Genomic DNA, 17,199 nt, shown 5'->3' with positions numbered 1-17,199 from the left:
AGTGTATCTTTACAATTATTTTACTGGTTTAATTGAAACTGCGAAACCGCCACTTCTTACCATTTTAAAATTAATTTTTGACTTACTTGTAATCTCTTTTTTGTAGATGTTATAGCTTTGAGGATTATCAATATAATCAGCATCTTTTCCATCTTCATAGATGGTTGCCTCATATTTTTTTCCTTTATCTAAGAAAGAGAAGTCTACTGTATACTCACGTTTGTTTTCATCGGTAATACCTCCTACAAACCAGTTTTCAGTACCTTTTGCTTTTCTCGCTGTAACCACATAATCACCAGGTTCTGCTGATAAAATTTTGGTATCATCCCAATCTGCTGCCACATCCTTGATAAACTGGAATGCATCCATATGCTTTTTGTAGTTTTCAGGAAGATCTGCAGCCATCTGAAGCGGCATATACATTGTTACATAAAGAGCCAGCTGTTTTACCAGTGTAGTTTTTACAAAACGGTTATCTCCAGGGAAATAGTAGTCTAACTTTGTCTGGAAAATTCCCGGCGTGTAGTCCATAGAACCTCCCATCCATCTTGTAAACGGAAGAACCGTCTGATGATCTGGTTTATTTCCTCCGAATGCTTCATACTCTGTTCCACGGGCTGCTTCTGCAGAGATATAGTTCGGGTAAGTACGGCTTTCTCCTGTAGGACGTACGGACTCGTGAGAATTCACCATGATTTTATAATCATTTGCTTTTTCTGCAATTCTATAGTAATGGTTGATAGTCCATTGAGAATAGTGATGTTCTCCTCTAGGAATAATATCTCCTACATATCCGGTTTTCACAGCATCATATCCATATTTGTTCATCGTTTGGAATGCTTTGTCTGCCCATCTTTCGTAGTTCGTTGCAGAACCTGAAGTTTCATGGTGCATGATTAGTTTAATTCCTTTTGAATGCGCATATTCATTCAACATTTTGATGTCAAAATCCGGGTAAGGAGTAATAAAATCAAAAACAAATTCTTTTGAATGTCCGAACCAGTCTTCCCAACCGATATTCCATCCTTCGATCAATAATCCCTGGAACCCGTTTTCTGCAGCAAAGTCAATATATTCTTTAACTTTTGTATTGTTGGCTGCATGTTTTCCGTTTGGAGTTAATTTCGCGAAGTCTGTTTTACCTAAATGAACATTTTCAGCAGTAGAATAAGCCCATTGTGATTTTCCGATAATCATTTCCCACCAAACTCCCATGTATTTTGTAGGGTGGATATAAGAAGTATCAGTGTACTTTGTAGGTTCGTTAAGGTTAAAGATCATTTTAGAATCCATCACCTGTTCTGCTTTCGGAGCTACAATAATCGTTCTCCAAGGCGTTACTGACGGAGTCTGAATATATCCTTTCGCTCCCTGTCTGTCGGCAGTCAAATGCGTTTTGAATTTAAAATTCTGTGCATCAACCTCAAGGTGTGAAGCCGGATAATCTAATACAGCAGCTTCAGCAACGTTAATATATAAAGGTTCTTTTCCTTCTTTTTTAAGCATTAAAGGAGACTGAACTGCATTTTTCACCAATGATTGTGAAGCATTTGCATCGTATGCTTTGTCCCATTTTGAAGGGATTTCAGAAACTTTAGTTTCCTGATACTGATATTCCTGAGAATCGTAATCTGCAACCATCCACCATGCTTTCATATCGGTAGGGAAATCAATTTCAGAATCTTCTTCTCTGATGACGAAATAATTAAGGTTTTTCTGTTGCGGAAATTCATATCTGAAACCAAGACCATCATTGAATAATCTAAATTTCACCACAATACTTCTGTCTGTAGAAGCCTGATTCAGGGTAACTGCCAGTTCGTTGTAGTGGTTGATATAATTTTTCTTTTCTCCTAAAACCGGCTGCCAGATTTCATTTTTGGAGTCTCTTTTTTCATCTGTCTTTGCAAAACCGTTGTTCAGATCGTATTTTGCATCTTCTGGTTTGGCAATCTCAGAAGCGAATTTTATGGCTGTGTCTTTAAATAATCTCAATCCCAATTTAGAATCTTCAACTACTACTGCACCGTTATACTTAAGGTTGTAGTAAGGAACTCCTTCTTTCAGCTGAAAATTCATTTCAAATTTCCCGTCCGGAGATTTTAAAGATTGGGCTTTCACACCTGTAAACATCATTGAGAGCAAAAGTGCTCCAACTGTAATTTTCTTCATAATGACTATTTATTAACTTAAAAAATAGATAAAGTGCCACGGTAAAGCAGCACTTTGCTTTATTTTAGTTTGTTTAGTTTAATTTACAATTTAGTAATGGTTAGTTTGTAATATGCTGAATTGTGTAAATCCAGTTCAATTTTATAATTACCTGCCTGTGACACTTTATAGGCAGGATCTCCTGTTACCGTGTTCTCTGCGCTTAAATAAGACTGAACAGCAGTTCCGGAAACCAGAGTCTGATCTGCATCTTTTGGCTGGAATTTCATTGTCCAATCATCATTGGCTCTGAATTTAAATACTCCGGTACTTGATAATGCAATAGAATTAATCACAAAAGTTTTGGTTGCAGGATTATATACAAAATCAGTATCTGATCCCCATCCCGTAGGCGTTGCATCTCCGATAACTCCGAAGTTGGCAATGACTGAAGAATAGGTATTAGCAGCCCAGTTTACATTGATGTAATAGGCTCCTGTCGCAACAGCTTTTACATTAACTTCTCCTGTTTCCACTAATTTCCCTGTAAAAGTACCATCGTCTCCCTTATCTCCAGTATAACTTTGATTAATTGTAAACTTATACTCACTATTGGGATTAGTTACATAAATAAATCCTCTGTATTTATCATTCTTCTCAGGTGAAAATAAATTGGGTGAATTGGTTGGCTCCCAATCTGCATATCCTGCTGCTCCGGCATATCCTCCGGGAACATTTATTTTTGGATAAATAAGATCCGGATTTGGCTTATACCCTGTCATATTTACAGTAACTACATTAGAATAAAAGAAAGTAGTGCTGTTTAATGCTGTTCTCATTCTCACTTCAATAGGCTTTGCTGTATCAGGTGCAACATTCAGCTGTGCTAGGATGTTATTAAGCTGCAAATGAGTAAGTGAGAAAGTTTTTTGGTCTAAAGGCAGATCCTGAAGTACGTTTGTTGCAAAACTTGTTCCGGCTACTGCAAACTGTAGAGAATTGTTGAATCCCACACTTGGATTAAAAGTTGGATTTTCCCAAGTGACAGTCATTGCATTTTGTCCTGCTTTCGTTTCATCAAGTACTACAGAAGTTTTATCTGAAGTTATTTTAGCCTGTGAAGTATTATTTAACTCTATTTTATCCTCCTCCTTAGAGCATGAGATAAGGTATAAACCTACCATAGTCACTAATAAAACATTGAATATTTTTTTCATTTTTTTTAGTTTTTAAATTAATAACCTGGATTTTGAGTTAAATTAGGGTTCGATTGTAAAGCAGTACTTGGAATTGGGAATATTTTATAATTATCCGAAATTGAAGTTCCGTTTTTCACTCCTCCTTTCCAAGGCCATAAGTAAGTACCTCCTGTAAATTTACCAAATCTGATAAGATCCTGTCTTCTCATTCCCTCAAAGTTCAATTCTCTGGCTCTTTCATCTAAAACCACATCCAGAGTTATTGCACTTAATGCTGTTGCCCCTGCTCTGGCTCTTACCTGATTCAAGTATATCAACCCTTGTGGGACCGTTGTTCCAGCAGCTCCCCTTAAAGCACATTCAGCATACATTAAATAAACATCTGCCAATCTGAATAATGGAAAATCTGTAGAAGAAAAATCAGTTGCTCCACCTGCTCCATTTGAATCTTTGTTCCAGAATTTATCAGATGGTAATCCATCAGACCATGTTTTATAATCATTCATTTCCCAGTTGTGACCTTGAGTCCAGAACAGCTTAGCTCTTTTATCAGGACTTGCCTGAAGATCTGCAATACTATTTCCAAATAATCCATACCAAGCTTTTGTAGCTCTGTGACCTGCCCAACCCTGTTTAGCTCCAAAGTCAGCAGGAACCATTGTATCTGTACTTATACTTCCATTTACAAGATAAGTTGTATTACCAAAACTTTGGCTGGAAACAGCGTCTGCTAAAAGTGGGAATATAATTTCTTTAGAAGTGTTATTATCTGAAGAAAAATTCTTTCTGATATTAGTTTCTAGCTGATATCCTCCTTCACTAATAATTTTATTAATAAAATTGGCCGCATCACTATATCTAGGTGTTCCCGTATATATTTCAGCATTTAGATATAGCTTAGCTAAAAGCATTCTTGCACAGGCTTTATTCGCTCTTCCATATGAGTTTGAAGCAGGCAGAGTAGCTTCTATTGCCAATAATTCACTTTCAACATAATTAAAAAGATCTTTTCTTGATGTTTCTGGTAAAAGGGCACTTGTATTAAAATTTTCATCCGTGACCAAAGCTCCTTTTCCAAAAAGATCAATTAAATAGTAATAAGATAATGCTCTTAAATATCTAAGTTCATCAACCACCTGATTTTTATTGGCATAATTTACCTTATCACTTTTCATAATAAGAATCAAATTTGTTGCCTGTGGAACGGTATAATAAATCCTATCATAGACATACTTGAAAAACTTATTATTGGAAGTCCAGTTGGCAGTTGTTGTCAACTGATCCAATCCGTTGTCTCCCCATCTGTTTTTCATATCATCTGCAGTGAAATCCTGTAGATTAACAAGTCCTCTTACAAATGGTGATTCTCCAGGGTCCGCACCTGAAATATCCGATTTATCAGGACCTTCCACACTTGAAAGTGCAAAACTCGCATATAATCTCGACAATAGCCCTTCAACAGCATTGGGATCTGCCGCCAATAGGTTTTCTAAAGTTTGTTCTACTTTAGGCTCTGTATCCAAATCATTAAGACAAGCAGTATTTATTGCTAAGAAAGCCAAAAGAGCCAGTACTTTATATTTAGTATTTTTCATTTTTTAAGTGCTTTTAGAAATTAAAATTAAATCCAATGGTATAAGTTCTTGGTCTTGGATAAAAATTATTATCAATACCTGTAAAGTTTTCAGGATCCTGCCCGGAATAATTAGTCCATGTATAAACGTTATTTACAGAACCATATACTCTTACATTAGTATTCTTAAATACATTTTTAAACAGATAACCTATCGTTACGTTATCAAGTTTCAAGAATGAAGCATCTTCTAAGAAATAATCTGAGAAGTACAGATTATCTGATAATGTAAATGGAGAATCTGCGGTTGAAGTAAGCACATTATTTAAGTTTTGTGAGTTTTGAGGAACGGTATAGCTTTTAAAGCCTTGCGCAAGTTTTCTAGTATTATAGATTAATCCTCCTATTTGTCCTCTGAAAGCGGCATTAAGATCCCAGTTTTTATAAGTTAAAGAAGTACTGAAACCATATGTCCACCTTGGTCTTATTGCCTTATAATACCTATCTTTCTCATTAATAATCCCATCGTTATTTCTATCTACATATACATTATCAAGCGGTTTACCATTTGCATCATAAACCTGTTGTAATACCCATGCCGAATAAGGTTGATAGCCTATTGCATTATTTGCAATTTTTATCCCCGTACCAATTGGAAGTGTACTTGAGTTATCAGGAAAATAGCTAACATCACCTAAACTTAAGATCTTGGAATCATTATAACCAAAATTACCTGAAACAGACCAATTTAAATTTTCAGTTTTTACAGGAACTACTGTCAAATTGAATTCAACCCCTTTATTTTCAAGAGACCCTACATTGGTAGTAAATTCATTACTTAAACCTTGCCCTGCCGGCAATGGTACTTTTGCTAAAAGATTTGTTGTTTTTCTTTTGTAGACGTCAATACTTCCTGATATTCTATCCTGGCTGAAGAATGAAAAATCAATTCCAGCATTCCAGGTTTCTGTAGTCTCCCATGTTAAACCAGGATTAAATGGCAATGCACTGTATGTTCCAACTCCTGGAAAATATTGTGAATTGGAGCCACCAATCGAGAAATAAGGGCTTGAAGGATAAAATCCAGCTACACTCACAATATCAGCATTACCTGTTCTTCCCCATCCCAATCTTAATTTCAGATCTTTTACAGAAGAAGATTCTGTGAAGAAATCTTTATTAACTTTCCAGGCAAAACCTACCCCTGGAAAATAACCCCATCGTTCACCTTTTTGAAATAAAGAAGATGCATCTGCTCTGAAGTTTAATGTAAACAAATATTTATCATAGAAATCAATATTTGCTCTTCCTATAAATGACTGTAAATTTAATACATTATAATATCTGTTCGTTGGATTCAAAGCAGTGCCTGGGTTTGGAACTCTATGTCCTGTCACATCATCATACCTATATTGATCTTTATATCCATCATTTTTAAAATTCTGATAGGAGTATCCTCCTTGCACTAAGAAGTGAGAAAGAAATCCTGAATATTTTTTCTCATATACCAAGTAGGCATCCATTGTTTGATTTACAATATTCTGATGTTCTGCATAATCAATTCCAGGACTGAATACATAATCATTAGGAACAAATAAATTTTGTGGATTCCTATACGTTGCCACTGCATTATCTGAATAAACTGTTTTTAAATTAGATCTTGAAGCTTCTAAACCTAAATTAACAATAGCTCTCAGGTCAGGTAAAAAATGAAATTTATAATTAATCTCAGCATTACCTAAAAATTTAGCAATCTTTTGTGGCGAGCTTCTTTGCATAAGAATCGCCAAAGGATTACTCTGTCCTTGAATCAGATATTGATTTCCTTTTAAAACAATATTCTGATAATAACCTCCGAATCTATTGTATGGGTCACCTGTTAAATTAGTCTGAGACTGATAAATTGGAAGCGTAGGATTCATATTGATTGCCCCTCCAATAGCCCCTCCGTCATCAATTGCATTAAGCTTGGAAAATAATCCCTTTAAGCTAATATCAATTTTTAAATGATTATCAAAAAATGAAGGGGTAATGTTTAATCCTGTCGAAAATCTCTCATAATCACTTGTTCTAATAACCCCTTCCGTTCTATTATAACCTACTGACAGTCTTGTAGGAACTTTATTAAACAAGCTTCCTGATATACTCAAATTATTATCTGAAGATACAGAGTTTCTATAAATAGCTTTTTGCCAATCTGTATTGTAGATTGTACCCGGTTGTGTTGGATTTGCAGAACTTCCTCCAACACCTAATAAATAATTGTAGTTAGGATAATTTTGATTGATGAATTTTGTAAACTCATCAGCATTCATAACATCAATATATCTTGTTACTGTACCTACAGAAACATTAGTATTCAAACTAATTTTAAGTTTGCCACCACCTCTTTTTGTTTTAATGATGATAACACCGTTTGAACCTCTGTTTCCATAAATTGCTGTTGCAGAAGCATCTTTTAATATTGAAAAAGATTCAATATCATTTGGATTAATCAGATTCAAAGGGTTACCTACACCCGCTGGGTTATTGGTATCTAAAGGAACACCATCAATAACAATCAAGGGATTATTATTAGCACTAAAAGAAGATCCTCCCCTAATTCTTATATTGGGAGCTGAATCTGGTGACCCACCAGCATTGGTTATTCTTACACCAGGAGCCTTACCGGTAATTAATTGATCGGCTGAAACAATAGCACCTTTATTAAAGTCCTTTTCAGAGACCGCAGTGATAGAACCCGTAAGATCAGATTTCTTCTGCTTCCCATATCCTACTAAGACCACCTCCTCTATTTTCTTCTCCTGAGGAAGAGAATCTTTTTTCTGCGCGTGCATTACTGTACTGGCCAGTAAAAAAGCGGGCGCGATTTTTAATACTGTTGTAAAATTCTTCACAATCTTATTTTTTTATAGTTTCGTTTTCAGTCTTATTTTAGCCTAAAGCCAGACTCGCAATTTAAAAAAAAATTAGAATTATTATAAATTTAATATAATTTTAGTTAAAATTATGTATATTACGAAACCGATTTTAGTTAGTTTTTTAAAATCCAATAATTTACAACGTCTTATGCATTGCATAATATTTGTTTTAAATTAAGATAATGTTAAACAACTGTTTAACTTAATTTCATATTCAGCTCCTTAAATTTGCTTTCTTCATCATAATAATGCCACCAATAGCGGTATTCAACAGATATTCCTTATCTTTGCAGTCAAAACTTTACTATAAATGTCAAACAGAAAGATGATTACGGCAGCTTTGCCTTATGCAAACGGTCCGGTTCATATAGGACATTTGGCAGGTGTTTATATTCCTGCGGATGTTTACGCAAGATTTCAGAGAAGATTAGGAAAAGATGTAGCGTTTATCTGTGGTTCAGATGAGCACGGAATTCCTATTACCATAAGAGCAAAAAAAGAAGGAGTTACTCCTCAGGATATCGTTGACAAATATCACGAGATCATTAAAAAATCTTTTTCTGACCTTGGAATTTCATTTGATGAATATTCCAGAACAACGTCTAAAAACCATTATGAAACCAGCCAGGATTTCTTCAAGGTTTTATACGAGAAAGGAAAATTCACGGAAGAAATTTCTGAGCAGTATTTTGATGAGCAGGCAGGAGAATTCCTTGCTGACCGTTATATTGTAGGAACTTGTCCTAATTGTGGTAACGAAAACGCTTACGGGGATCAGTGTGAGAAATGTGGTTCTACCCTTTCTCCTTCTGAACTGATTAATCCGAAATCAATGCTTAGTGGAAATGTTCCTATCCTTAAAGAAACAAAAAATTGGTACCTGCCATTAAACGAATACGAAGATTTCCTCAATGAATGGATCATTGAAGGTCATAAAGATGACTGGAAGCCTAACGTATACGGACAGGTTAAATCTTGGTTAAATGATGGCCTTAAGCCTCGTGCGATGACCAGAGACCTTAACTGGGGAGTTCCGGTTCCTCTTCCGAATGCTGAAGGAAAAGTATTATATGTATGGTTTGATGCTCCTATCGGTTATATTTCTTTCACTAAAGAATGGGCAGAGAAAAACGGAAAAGACTGGAAAGATTACTGGCAAAGTCCAGAAAGCGATCTGGTACATTTTATCGGAAAGGATAATATTGTTTTCCACTGTATTATTTTCCCTTCAATGATGAAAGCGCATGGAGATTATATCTTGCCTAAAAATGTTCCTGCTTTTGAATTCCTGAACCTTGAGAACGATAAAATCTCAACGTCAAGAAACTGGGCAGTATGGGCTCATGAATATGTAGAAGACTTCCCTGGACAACAGGATGTTTTAAGATATGCTCTTCTTTCATCAGCTCCGGAAACTAAAGACAACAACTTTACATGGAAGGATTTCCAAACGAAGAATAATTCTGAATTGGTAGGAATCTTCGGAAACTTCATCAACAGAGTTGCGGTTCTTATTCATAAATATTATGATGGCATTATTCCACAAGGTGATATCAACAGTCCTGAATTGCAGGAAATAAGTAAATCTGCAAAAGAAATTTCAGGATTCCTTGAAAATTATGAATTCAGAAATTCATTAACTGCATTAATGAACCTTGCCCGTTTTGGAAACCAGTACCTTCAGACAGAAGAACCTTGGAAAACCATTAAGGACAATCCTGAAAAAGCAGCTCAATCTTTATTCGTCGGGGCGCAGATAGCTGTTGCTTTAGCTCAGTTATGCGAGCCTTTCATGCCTTTCAGCTCCGAAAAATTATTAAACATGTTCAATGTTGAAAAGAAAGACTGGAATTCTATTGAAAACCAATCAGTATTAATTGAAACAGGGCACAAAATCAACGAATCATCTCTTCTTTTCTCAAAAATTGAGGATGATGTCATTGAAGCTCAGATCCAAAAGCTGGAAGACACAAAACAAAACAATAAAAAAACAAACCCTAACGCAAACCCTATGAAAGAGGAGATCACGTTTGATGACTTTACTAAAATAGACCTTAGAACAGCAACCATTTTAGAAGCTGAAAAAGTAGAAAAAGCAGATAAATTATTAAAACTTACTGTAGATACAGGAGTAGATGTAAGAACTGTTGTTTCTGGTATTGCAGAAAGTTTCACTCCTGAAGAATTAATCGGGAAGCAGGTGATGATCCTTCTGAACCTTGCTCCAAGAAAAATCAGAGGAATTGAATCTCAGGGAATGTTATTATTAACAACAAAACCAGACGGAAAATTATCTTTCGTAACACCGGATGACAGCAATGTTGAAAACGGTATTGAGATCGGATAATTAAAATCCTTATAAAGATCAAAGGCTGTTTCACAAGAAGCAGCCTTTCTTTTATACACAGCTTATGGTCAATAGAAATGTTCTGAGAAAGCTTTCCAATCAGGAATTAGAAGGATATTTAAAAGAAGGCAACCGCTTTGTTCCGGAAGCCGTTCAGATCGCTTTTGAAATTCTGGAAGAAAGAGGGCGTACTTTCAGTGAAATGGAAAAAACAGCTGTTCAGCAATTGATTCAGCATAAAAAACAGGAAGAGGAAGCCAAACATGCAGAAGAAGTAGAAACCTGGAAAGACCATATCACAGAAGATCCGGAGGCCATCAGTCTTTATTCACGAATGACTATTGTTGTCAGCACCGTTTTTTTCTCTCCAATTCCGGGGGCTATTTTACTATTCCTTAATTTAGTTAAACTAAAAAAATATCCTGCAAGCTTCTTAGCACTGGCATTTGGTTTTCTTTTTTTTATGTTTCAAAAATACGTTCTGCTTTCGCATTTCGACTTTGGTACCACTTCCAGATACAGTCCCGAAATTGGAGTCATTGCAGTAGGTGCTTTGGGTTTACTTGTCATCAGCGTTTTAGCAACTCCAAAAAAACTTCCTTACCGTGCAGAGTCTTATATTCTTCCAGTGATTTTATGCGCCGGAACCGCTGTTCTGATGTATTTTTATTTTCAGGAATGGTTTTCTTTCTATCCGTTTGCAAGAGCCATCCATCTGTTCAGACCATAATAAGGAGCTGTTTCCCGCTATCCACTTTTACTCCTCGCGCCTGGCCCGGAGCCAACCGCATGCTGTGGGGTAACCGTTCCTATCGGGGCTAGAATAACTACAAAAAAGTCATCCCGGTTTACAGAATGACACTATTGTTTTTGAGATTGCTTCGCTTTCAGCTCGCAATGACTTGTTGTCAATTATTTCTTAGTAAGTTTGGCCAGGTAAGAATCTTCGTCTTTCAAAACTCTTTCTATTTTGAAGCCATTATTTGTGGCAGCATTTTTCAACGTATTAAAGTCAAGATACAGCCAGGTAATCGGTTCTTCAGACTCTCCTTTATAATGAACCACATACTCCAGTTCTCCGTAGTAACCTCCTGCAGGAATATACACTCCGCCATCTTTATCACGGTCGAACATATAAAGGATATCCGTACTGTCGATCAGGATTTGCCCTTTATCATCTAACAAGGTGTACAGTTTCTGAAGATAGGTATCAATTTTCGCCAGGCTTTCAAAAACTCCGGTACCGTTCATCAATAATAAAATGGTATCAAAAGTTTCTCCGGAAAAATCAAGCATATTTTCACAAACGGCCTTTTTAATTCCTCTCAGTTTACAGACCTCAACAGATTTTGGTGAAATATCCAATGCGGTCACCTCAAGGTTTCTTTCGTTTTGAAGGAATAAAGAATGAGAACCGGCTCCAGCTCCGATATCCAGAACTTTTCCTTCGGATACATGGAGTGCTTTCTGCTCAATATCATTCATTTCTTCAAAATCTCTGAATAAATAATCCACCGGAAGTTCATCCAGCTCAGAAATTGATGTTTCAGTCTGCAGATCCTCCGGATTTTCATTGTGATAATAATCCCAGATCGCTCTGCCCATTAAATCTTTCATGGGGCAAAGATACGGGTTCAGGATGATAGTTGCGAGTTTATTTTGTTGCGAGTTGCTGGTTTATTTGCTATGGAATGATAGTTGCGAGGTACGAGTTGCTGGTTTCTTTTGTCGCAAGTTTATTTTGTGGATTCTTAAAATTAAAGATAGACGTTCTAGCTCTATAAAAAAATTCACCATTCACTTCCGAAGCAAAATTCACTATTGACATCAATGGGCTTCCATCAATATTTTACAGAATATCTCCCTAATCCCTAATCCCTAATCCCTAATCCCTAAAACCTGCCACCTACTCCATCGAATCCTTCTCTTTATGTCTGTCCGCCTGAGATTCATTCTCTGCAACCCCAGCTTTCCAATAAGAATAAGCATATAATTCCTGTGAAGTCCAGTTTTTTTCTTTTCTCAGATAGGTGCGGATTTCTTTCACACTTGAAAATTCACAGGCAACATAACCAAATTTTGCCGTCTCGGGGATCTCAATGCTTTTTACCACATTGGCAATTTCGCTGCTGATCTGAGGCTGTGCATTGTGTAACCATTTAAAGTCAATCTGGGCTTTGGTTTCAAGCATTTGTTCATCTTCCTTTCCATGAACTTCAATGATGCATATTCCTTTTGCCGTTTCAGGAAGCGTTTCCAGGATGGCACTGATCACCGGAATGGCTGTAGCATCTCCTACCAACAGATACCAATCTGCAGCGGGATACAGCTCTTTTCCCTCCAAACGCATCATCACACCCAATTTTGAGCCTGCTTCAGCCTCTCTCACCCATCGGGAAGCCGGGCCACCGTCTCCGTGGTCTACAAAATCAATAATTAATTCATTTTTCTCAAGATCAATTCCTCTGTGAGTATAGGTTCTGATTGCCGGAGCGACTTCTTTAGGCGGATATATCCACTGATGATTTTCATCCAAAGTCGGAAAATGAATTTCGTTCAATCCAGTAGGTGGAACGGCAATTTTATTATTATCTCCCACCATCGTGTTCCTGAACAACTGAACTTCCGGTGAATACAAATACACTCTGATAAAATGGTCAGTAATGTATTCTTTTCTGGTTACTTCGGCAACAATCTGCCCTGTTGAAATTTTGGCCATAACTGATTTTTTAAAATTAAAATCCGGTTTCCGATTGATTCAGAAACCGGATTTGAAATACAATATGTTTTCAGATCAAGGCATTTTTACCTTCATCTTATTTTCTAGAATTCAAAAGTGTAAGAAAGGTTGAATGTTCTTCCTCTTCCTTTATAATTAAACAGTTCCGGAAGTCCGTAAGTAGAATATAAAACCTGGGAACGTTTGCTCCAGATGGTTTGATAATCGGTATTAAACAGGTTCTGGATTCCCAGATTGAATTTACCCCAGTTGAAACGGTATCCCATCATCAGATCTGAAGTATTATAACCTTCCACAGCATTATTAAGTTCGTCTTTCTGTTTGAAATTCTGCAAAGACTGGAATCTGAATGACCAGTTTTGAATGTTATATCCGATATAGGTTACCAATTTGGAAGGAGAAGCATTGTAAATTTCCTGTTTCTGCCATTCCCCTTTATTATCTACCTCAGATTTGATCAAAAGTCCGCTTGCTCCGAAATAAACTCCATTGTGTAAAGCGTAAGAAACCTCAGCTTCAATTCCCATGTTTCTTAATTTCAAATCATTCACGAGAATCTGGAAGGTCTTTTTATCAACGGCAACCGTTTTATCAGAATTACTCAGGAATCCCGCAATCTGAGCTCTTAAACCACCTCTGTTGACACGGTAACCCAGCTCAAACTGATTGGTCTTAATGGCCTGAAGCGGCTGTTCTTTTACATTGATACTGGATACCACATTCCAGTTTGTTCCCACCAATTTATATTGCCCAATTCCATAAAACTTGGCAGGATCAGCTAAACTTGCTCCCTGAGAAAATGTTCCCCAAATCTGATGCTTTTCATTGAATTTATACAACAATCCGGCATTGGCTAAGGTCACATTATAAGAACTTTCGCCTCCCGGAATTGCAGATGCTGAGCTTCCATAACCCATTGCAATCTGTGTTTGCTGTTCTGAACCCACAAAGTCATCCATTTTCACATTGATATGCTGATAACGAATCCCTCCATTCAGCTGTAATTTGGGAAGAATATTATATTTTGCCTGAATATATCCTGCGTAGCTCTGTGAATGATTGGTTGGGTATCTTCCCAAGCTGTATTTTGTTTCATTAATTAAACCACCGCTAGACATTGTTTTTGCAATATCATAAACAGATTGTGTTCCTTCAAACTTTTCAAAATCGAAATCAGCTCCATAAGTAACATTCAGTCCTCGCCATGATTTGGATAGTAAAGCTTTAATCCCTGAATAATAAGTATCCTGCTGTGAAGAGGACATATAAGGTACTTTTCCCGTCTGCAGGGTAACATTTCCAGGAAATGGATAGAATCCTAATTTTTCACCACGGGTAGCCAATTGCACATACAAATCCTGCCCGCCTAAGATATCGTTTGCATTATACGCTACAGTTGCCATATAACGTTCTGTTCCTACATTTTTATCGGAAGAGAACCCATCTCTCATTTCCAGCAATGAAGCATTTTTTGTAGTAAATGCACTCAGATTTTCGCCTAAAAATAAACTTCGGTCTCCATTAAATTTAGAATTGTAATACTGAAGGGAAGCTGTTATTTTATGTTTATTATTAAACTGATATCCTCCTGTAGCCAAAATGTCAATCGACTGGTTATACTGAAGGTCAGTCTGGGTAATATCTGTAAAAAGCTGCTTCTGGTCAGCGCCATACACTCCTCCATTTTGCTGGTAAGCAATTCCTAATCTTCCGAAGAACTTATCCCCTTTGGCTGCAATAGACTGAGCTGCACGGAAGTCATGGTCGTCTTTGCCCATAAATCCTGTACGCACTCCCAGTTCTGTCTCTCCACTGATTCCTTTTTTGGAAGGGATTTTTGTAATAATATTGATGATTCCACCAGTCGCATTACCTCCATAAATTGAACTTGCTCCTGAAAGCACCTCTATTCTTTCAATATTAAAGGGATCAATAGCATCCAGCTGGCGGCTGATGGCACGGATACTGTTCAGAGAAACACCATCGATCATCACCAGCGCAGAACGTCCTCTCATATTCTGTCCGTAATTGGTTCTTCCCTGTGGACCAATATCCATAGAAGGAATAAGAATCGATAACATTTCTTTGATGGGAACTCCGCTTTTAGCCTGTTCCTGAATTTTTTCTTTCTGTACGACCCAAACCGTTCCCGGAACTTCAGAAATTTTTGTAGGTTTTCTGGAGGCTACGATCACCACATCTTCAATACCTTTAGAGGCAATAGAATCTTTCACGGTCTGGGAAATCATCACTCCCGAAACCAAAAGACCTATGAATGCATACTGCTTTTTCATTCTTTCTACTTCAAAGTTTTTATAATCTCACAAAGATAATTCTTATTTAGAAAGAATAAAAATAACAAAATATGAGATTTTCCCTTATTTTATGATGGTAAACATCTTTTTACAGAAAAGTTTTCTAAATCTGGATATATATTAAAAACCATTAAGAAAAATTTAAAGAATAAAGTATAGTTAAGATAAACATTCTGATTTTTAAAGCTTAAAGCGAAGCTCATCTTAATACTCTAAACACCTTAATACAATCTTAATGTTTCAAAAAGTTTAAAATCTGACATCTTCTTAAAAACGTAAAATCCCAGCCCAATGAAGGACCAGGATTTTACTAGTGAAAAACAAGGTATCTTTTATACTGCAGGCCCTGCTGCATCTTTTATTTCTTCTAATAATTTTTTTCTTTCACGAAGTCTTCTTCTCGCAATAACGGATTTACCTCCCAAAACTCTTATAAATCTGAAATACTGGAATCGTTTTGCTCCAAAATGATGGGTCGCAACATAAATCAATACCGCAAATCCGACTAAAATAATATATCCGAATATCTTTTTGGTGGCTATGATAATGGCATTAAGCTGAATCGCTTTCATATTAGCCGCTACATTTTGAGGAGTAATAGTTATCCCATCCATATAAACAGCAAGATCACCTATTGCTGTAACTTGGAAACGGTATTGAAACCATGAGTACAGTGTAGAAAAAATTCCTACAGCCAGGAAGGTTCTCCAAACCAATACAAGTCCGATGGCAGCCAGCATTTCATCCATTTCAAGTTTATCCAGTGTATAAAACCATACGGAAATAAACAGTGAACACATTCCATAGCCCTTTAAAAACATCGGCAGATACCAGTTGTCATAACTGAACTCCAATACCATAGAAAAGTACATAATAATGGAGTACCCGATCATTGCTGCAAAACCTGAAAAAATGTACATTTTCAAAGGTTTTTCTTTTTTGAACCAGAAAATGGCAATGATTCCGGCTAAAATAATTCCGGGAATCATCAATAAACTTAGTCTGGTATTGGTCAATTGATCATATCCTAATACTCCCACTGCAAAAGTATTCTGAATAGAAGCTGTTCCTAAAAACATTCCCAGCCAGAAAAGCATAAACAATCCATTCTGTACATTATTTTTTTTGAAGATTTTGAATGAAAGATACGGTCGTTTTAAAGTGAGCTGACGAATAGAAAGCAGTGCAAAACTCACAAAAGCAGCAATACTTGCATTCATGATATTCTTGGAATTGAACCAGTCCTGCTGTCTTCCAAAAGAATAAACGTATGCTGAAAACATGAACGTTGAAATGAAAAGCAAAATACTCAGCCAGTCAATATAGTGCAGAGGGACTTTTAATGCAAAATATTTATCATGCATAAAAATCCAGTGTATTAAGGCTAAAATAAAGCATAAAACTGCTGTGAAAAGGTAAAATTGTTGCCAATTGTAAAGAAGGGCAAACTCAGCAGCATAATAGGTAGCTAACTGGTTCATGACAAGAACGAAGGTATAAAAAGCTCCGTAAAACATCCCGCGGTTTCCAATCATAACCATCAGTGGGAGGAACAGCTCTATGGTAACCATCATCTTCATAAAACCAATCAAAAGAGAAGTAAAGATGAAAATCATTGGCTGTAAAGTAGTTCCGTTTACATAGCTGAGCAATCCTAAAAGTACCAGCAGTAAAACCAACTTATCCCTTACTTTGAATCTCATTTTGATTCTGAGAACCACAGGCATACAGGCTCCCATCCCAATAGTAGTTGCGTAGTTAGCCCACATAAAATATTCTGTCATGGCTCCGGTACCATTCACAAGAGAACTGATATTTCCCGTATACACCCCACCAATAGGCATTACTACAGCAAGCAGTAATACAATCAGCAGTAGCTGCACGGGTTTTGGCACCCAGTCATTATATAATCCTTTGTTGTACATGATGAAGTTAGAAGTTAGAGGTTAGAAA

The 17,199-nt window shown here is 36.6% G+C and carries 10 protein-coding genes; 2 read left to right on the top strand and 8 right to left on the bottom strand.

Features of this window, described 5'->3' with window-relative positions:
- Nucleotides 1-15 precede the first annotated feature (15 nt).
- The 4 genes from BUE84_RS07930 to BUE84_RS07915 all read right to left on the bottom strand — a co-directional run bounded on the left by BUE84_RS07930 (nucleotide 16) and on the right by BUE84_RS07915 (nucleotide 7,820).
- Nucleotides 16-2,172, bottom strand: a complete 2,157-nt coding sequence (locus tag BUE84_RS07930; RefSeq protein WP_079241161.1) for a glycoside hydrolase family 97 protein — start codon at nucleotides 2,170-2,172, stop codon at nucleotides 16-18.
- A gap of 83 nt (nucleotides 2,173-2,255) precedes the next feature.
- Nucleotides 2,256-3,368, bottom strand: coding sequence for a SusE domain-containing protein (locus BUE84_RS07925; RefSeq protein ID WP_079241160.1), 1,113 nt, complete (start codon nucleotides 3,366-3,368; stop codon nucleotides 2,256-2,258).
- Nucleotides 3,369-3,385: 17 nt separating this feature from the next.
- Entirely contained in the window at nucleotides 3,386-4,945 is a 1,560-nt protein-coding gene (locus tag BUE84_RS07920) for a RagB/SusD family nutrient uptake outer membrane protein (protein ID WP_079241159.1), read from the bottom strand.
- 13 nt (nucleotides 4,946-4,958) lie between these two features.
- Nucleotides 4,959-7,820 carry a SusC/RagA family TonB-linked outer membrane protein gene (locus BUE84_RS07915; RefSeq protein WP_145953224.1) on the bottom strand — a complete coding sequence of 954 codons (2,862 nt, stop codon included), beginning with the start codon at nucleotides 7,818-7,820 and terminating at the stop codon, nucleotides 4,959-4,961.
- Between the two features lie 334 nt (nucleotides 7,821-8,154).
- On the opposite strand from BUE84_RS07915, the gene metG reads away from it, so the two are divergent.
- Complete coding sequence (metG, locus tag BUE84_RS07910; protein WP_079241157.1) at nucleotides 8,155-10,191, top strand: methionine--tRNA ligase; 2,037 nt, start codon at nucleotides 8,155-8,157, stop codon at nucleotides 10,189-10,191.
- Between the two features lie 64 nt (nucleotides 10,192-10,255).
- Complete coding sequence (locus tag BUE84_RS07905; RefSeq protein WP_079241156.1) at nucleotides 10,256-10,921, top strand: hypothetical protein; 666 nt, start codon at nucleotides 10,256-10,258, stop codon at nucleotides 10,919-10,921.
- Between the two features lie 182 nt (nucleotides 10,922-11,103).
- Here the strand turns inward: BUE84_RS07905 and BUE84_RS07900 are convergent, their stop codons facing one another.
- From BUE84_RS07900 to BUE84_RS07885, 4 genes are all read right to left on the bottom strand, one after another.
- Nucleotides 11,104-11,808: a class I SAM-dependent methyltransferase gene (locus BUE84_RS07900; protein ID WP_079241155.1), complete on the bottom strand. Its 705-nt coding sequence runs from the start codon at nucleotides 11,806-11,808 to the stop codon at nucleotides 11,104-11,106.
- A 289-nt stretch (nucleotides 11,809-12,097) separates the two neighbouring features.
- On the bottom strand, nucleotides 12,098-12,910 hold the full coding sequence (locus tag BUE84_RS07895) for a siderophore-interacting protein (protein ID WP_079241154.1): 813 nt from the start codon (nucleotides 12,908-12,910) through the stop codon (nucleotides 12,098-12,100).
- A 104-nt stretch (nucleotides 12,911-13,014) separates the two neighbouring features.
- Entirely contained in the window at nucleotides 13,015-15,225 is a 2,211-nt protein-coding gene (locus BUE84_RS07890) for a TonB-dependent receptor (RefSeq protein WP_079241153.1), read from the bottom strand.
- Nucleotides 15,226-15,578: 353 nt separating this feature from the next.
- Entirely contained in the window at nucleotides 15,579-17,171 is a 1,593-nt protein-coding gene (locus BUE84_RS07885) for an MFS transporter (RefSeq protein WP_079241152.1), read from the bottom strand.
- Nucleotides 17,172-17,199 lie beyond the last annotated feature (28 nt).

It is taken from the genome of Chryseobacterium indologenes (genome assembly GCF_002025665.1).
Lineage (GTDB): Bacteria > Bacteroidota > Bacteroidia > Flavobacteriales > Weeksellaceae > Chryseobacterium > Chryseobacterium metallicongregator.
Note: the sequence above shows the minus strand (reverse complement) of the source record. Positions and strands in the feature narration are given on the sequence as shown.

Excerpts from the sequence above, each read along its gene's own strand:
- BUE84_RS07930 (WP_079241161.1), bottom strand. The coding sequence starts at position 2,172 with ATGAAGAAAATTACAGTTGGAGCACTTTTGCTCTCAATGATGTTTACA.
- BUE84_RS07925 (WP_079241160.1), bottom strand. The coding sequence starts at position 3,368 with ATGAAAAAAATATTCAATGTTTTATTAGTGACTATGGTAGGTTTATAC.
- BUE84_RS07920 (WP_079241159.1), bottom strand. The coding sequence starts at position 4,945 with ATGAAAAATACTAAATATAAAGTACTGGCTCTTTTGGCTTTCTTAGCA.
- metG (WP_079241157.1), top strand. The coding sequence starts at position 8,155 with ATGTCAAACAGAAAGATGATTACGGCAGCTTTGCCTTATGCAAACGGT.
- BUE84_RS07905 (WP_079241156.1), top strand. The coding sequence starts at position 10,256 with ATGGTCAATAGAAATGTTCTGAGAAAGCTTTCCAATCAGGAATTAGAA.
- BUE84_RS07900 (WP_079241155.1), bottom strand. The coding sequence starts at position 11,808 with ATGAAAGATTTAATGGGCAGAGCGATCTGGGATTATTATCACAATGAA.
- BUE84_RS07895 (WP_079241154.1), bottom strand. The coding sequence starts at position 12,910 with ATGGCCAAAATTTCAACAGGGCAGATTGTTGCCGAAGTAACCAGAAAA.
- BUE84_RS07890 (WP_079241153.1), bottom strand. The coding sequence starts at position 15,225 with ATGAAAAAGCAGTATGCATTCATAGGTCTTTTGGTTTCGGGAGTGATG.
- BUE84_RS07885 (WP_079241152.1), bottom strand. The coding sequence starts at position 17,171 with ATGTACAACAAAGGATTATATAATGACTGGGTGCCAAAACCCGTGCAG.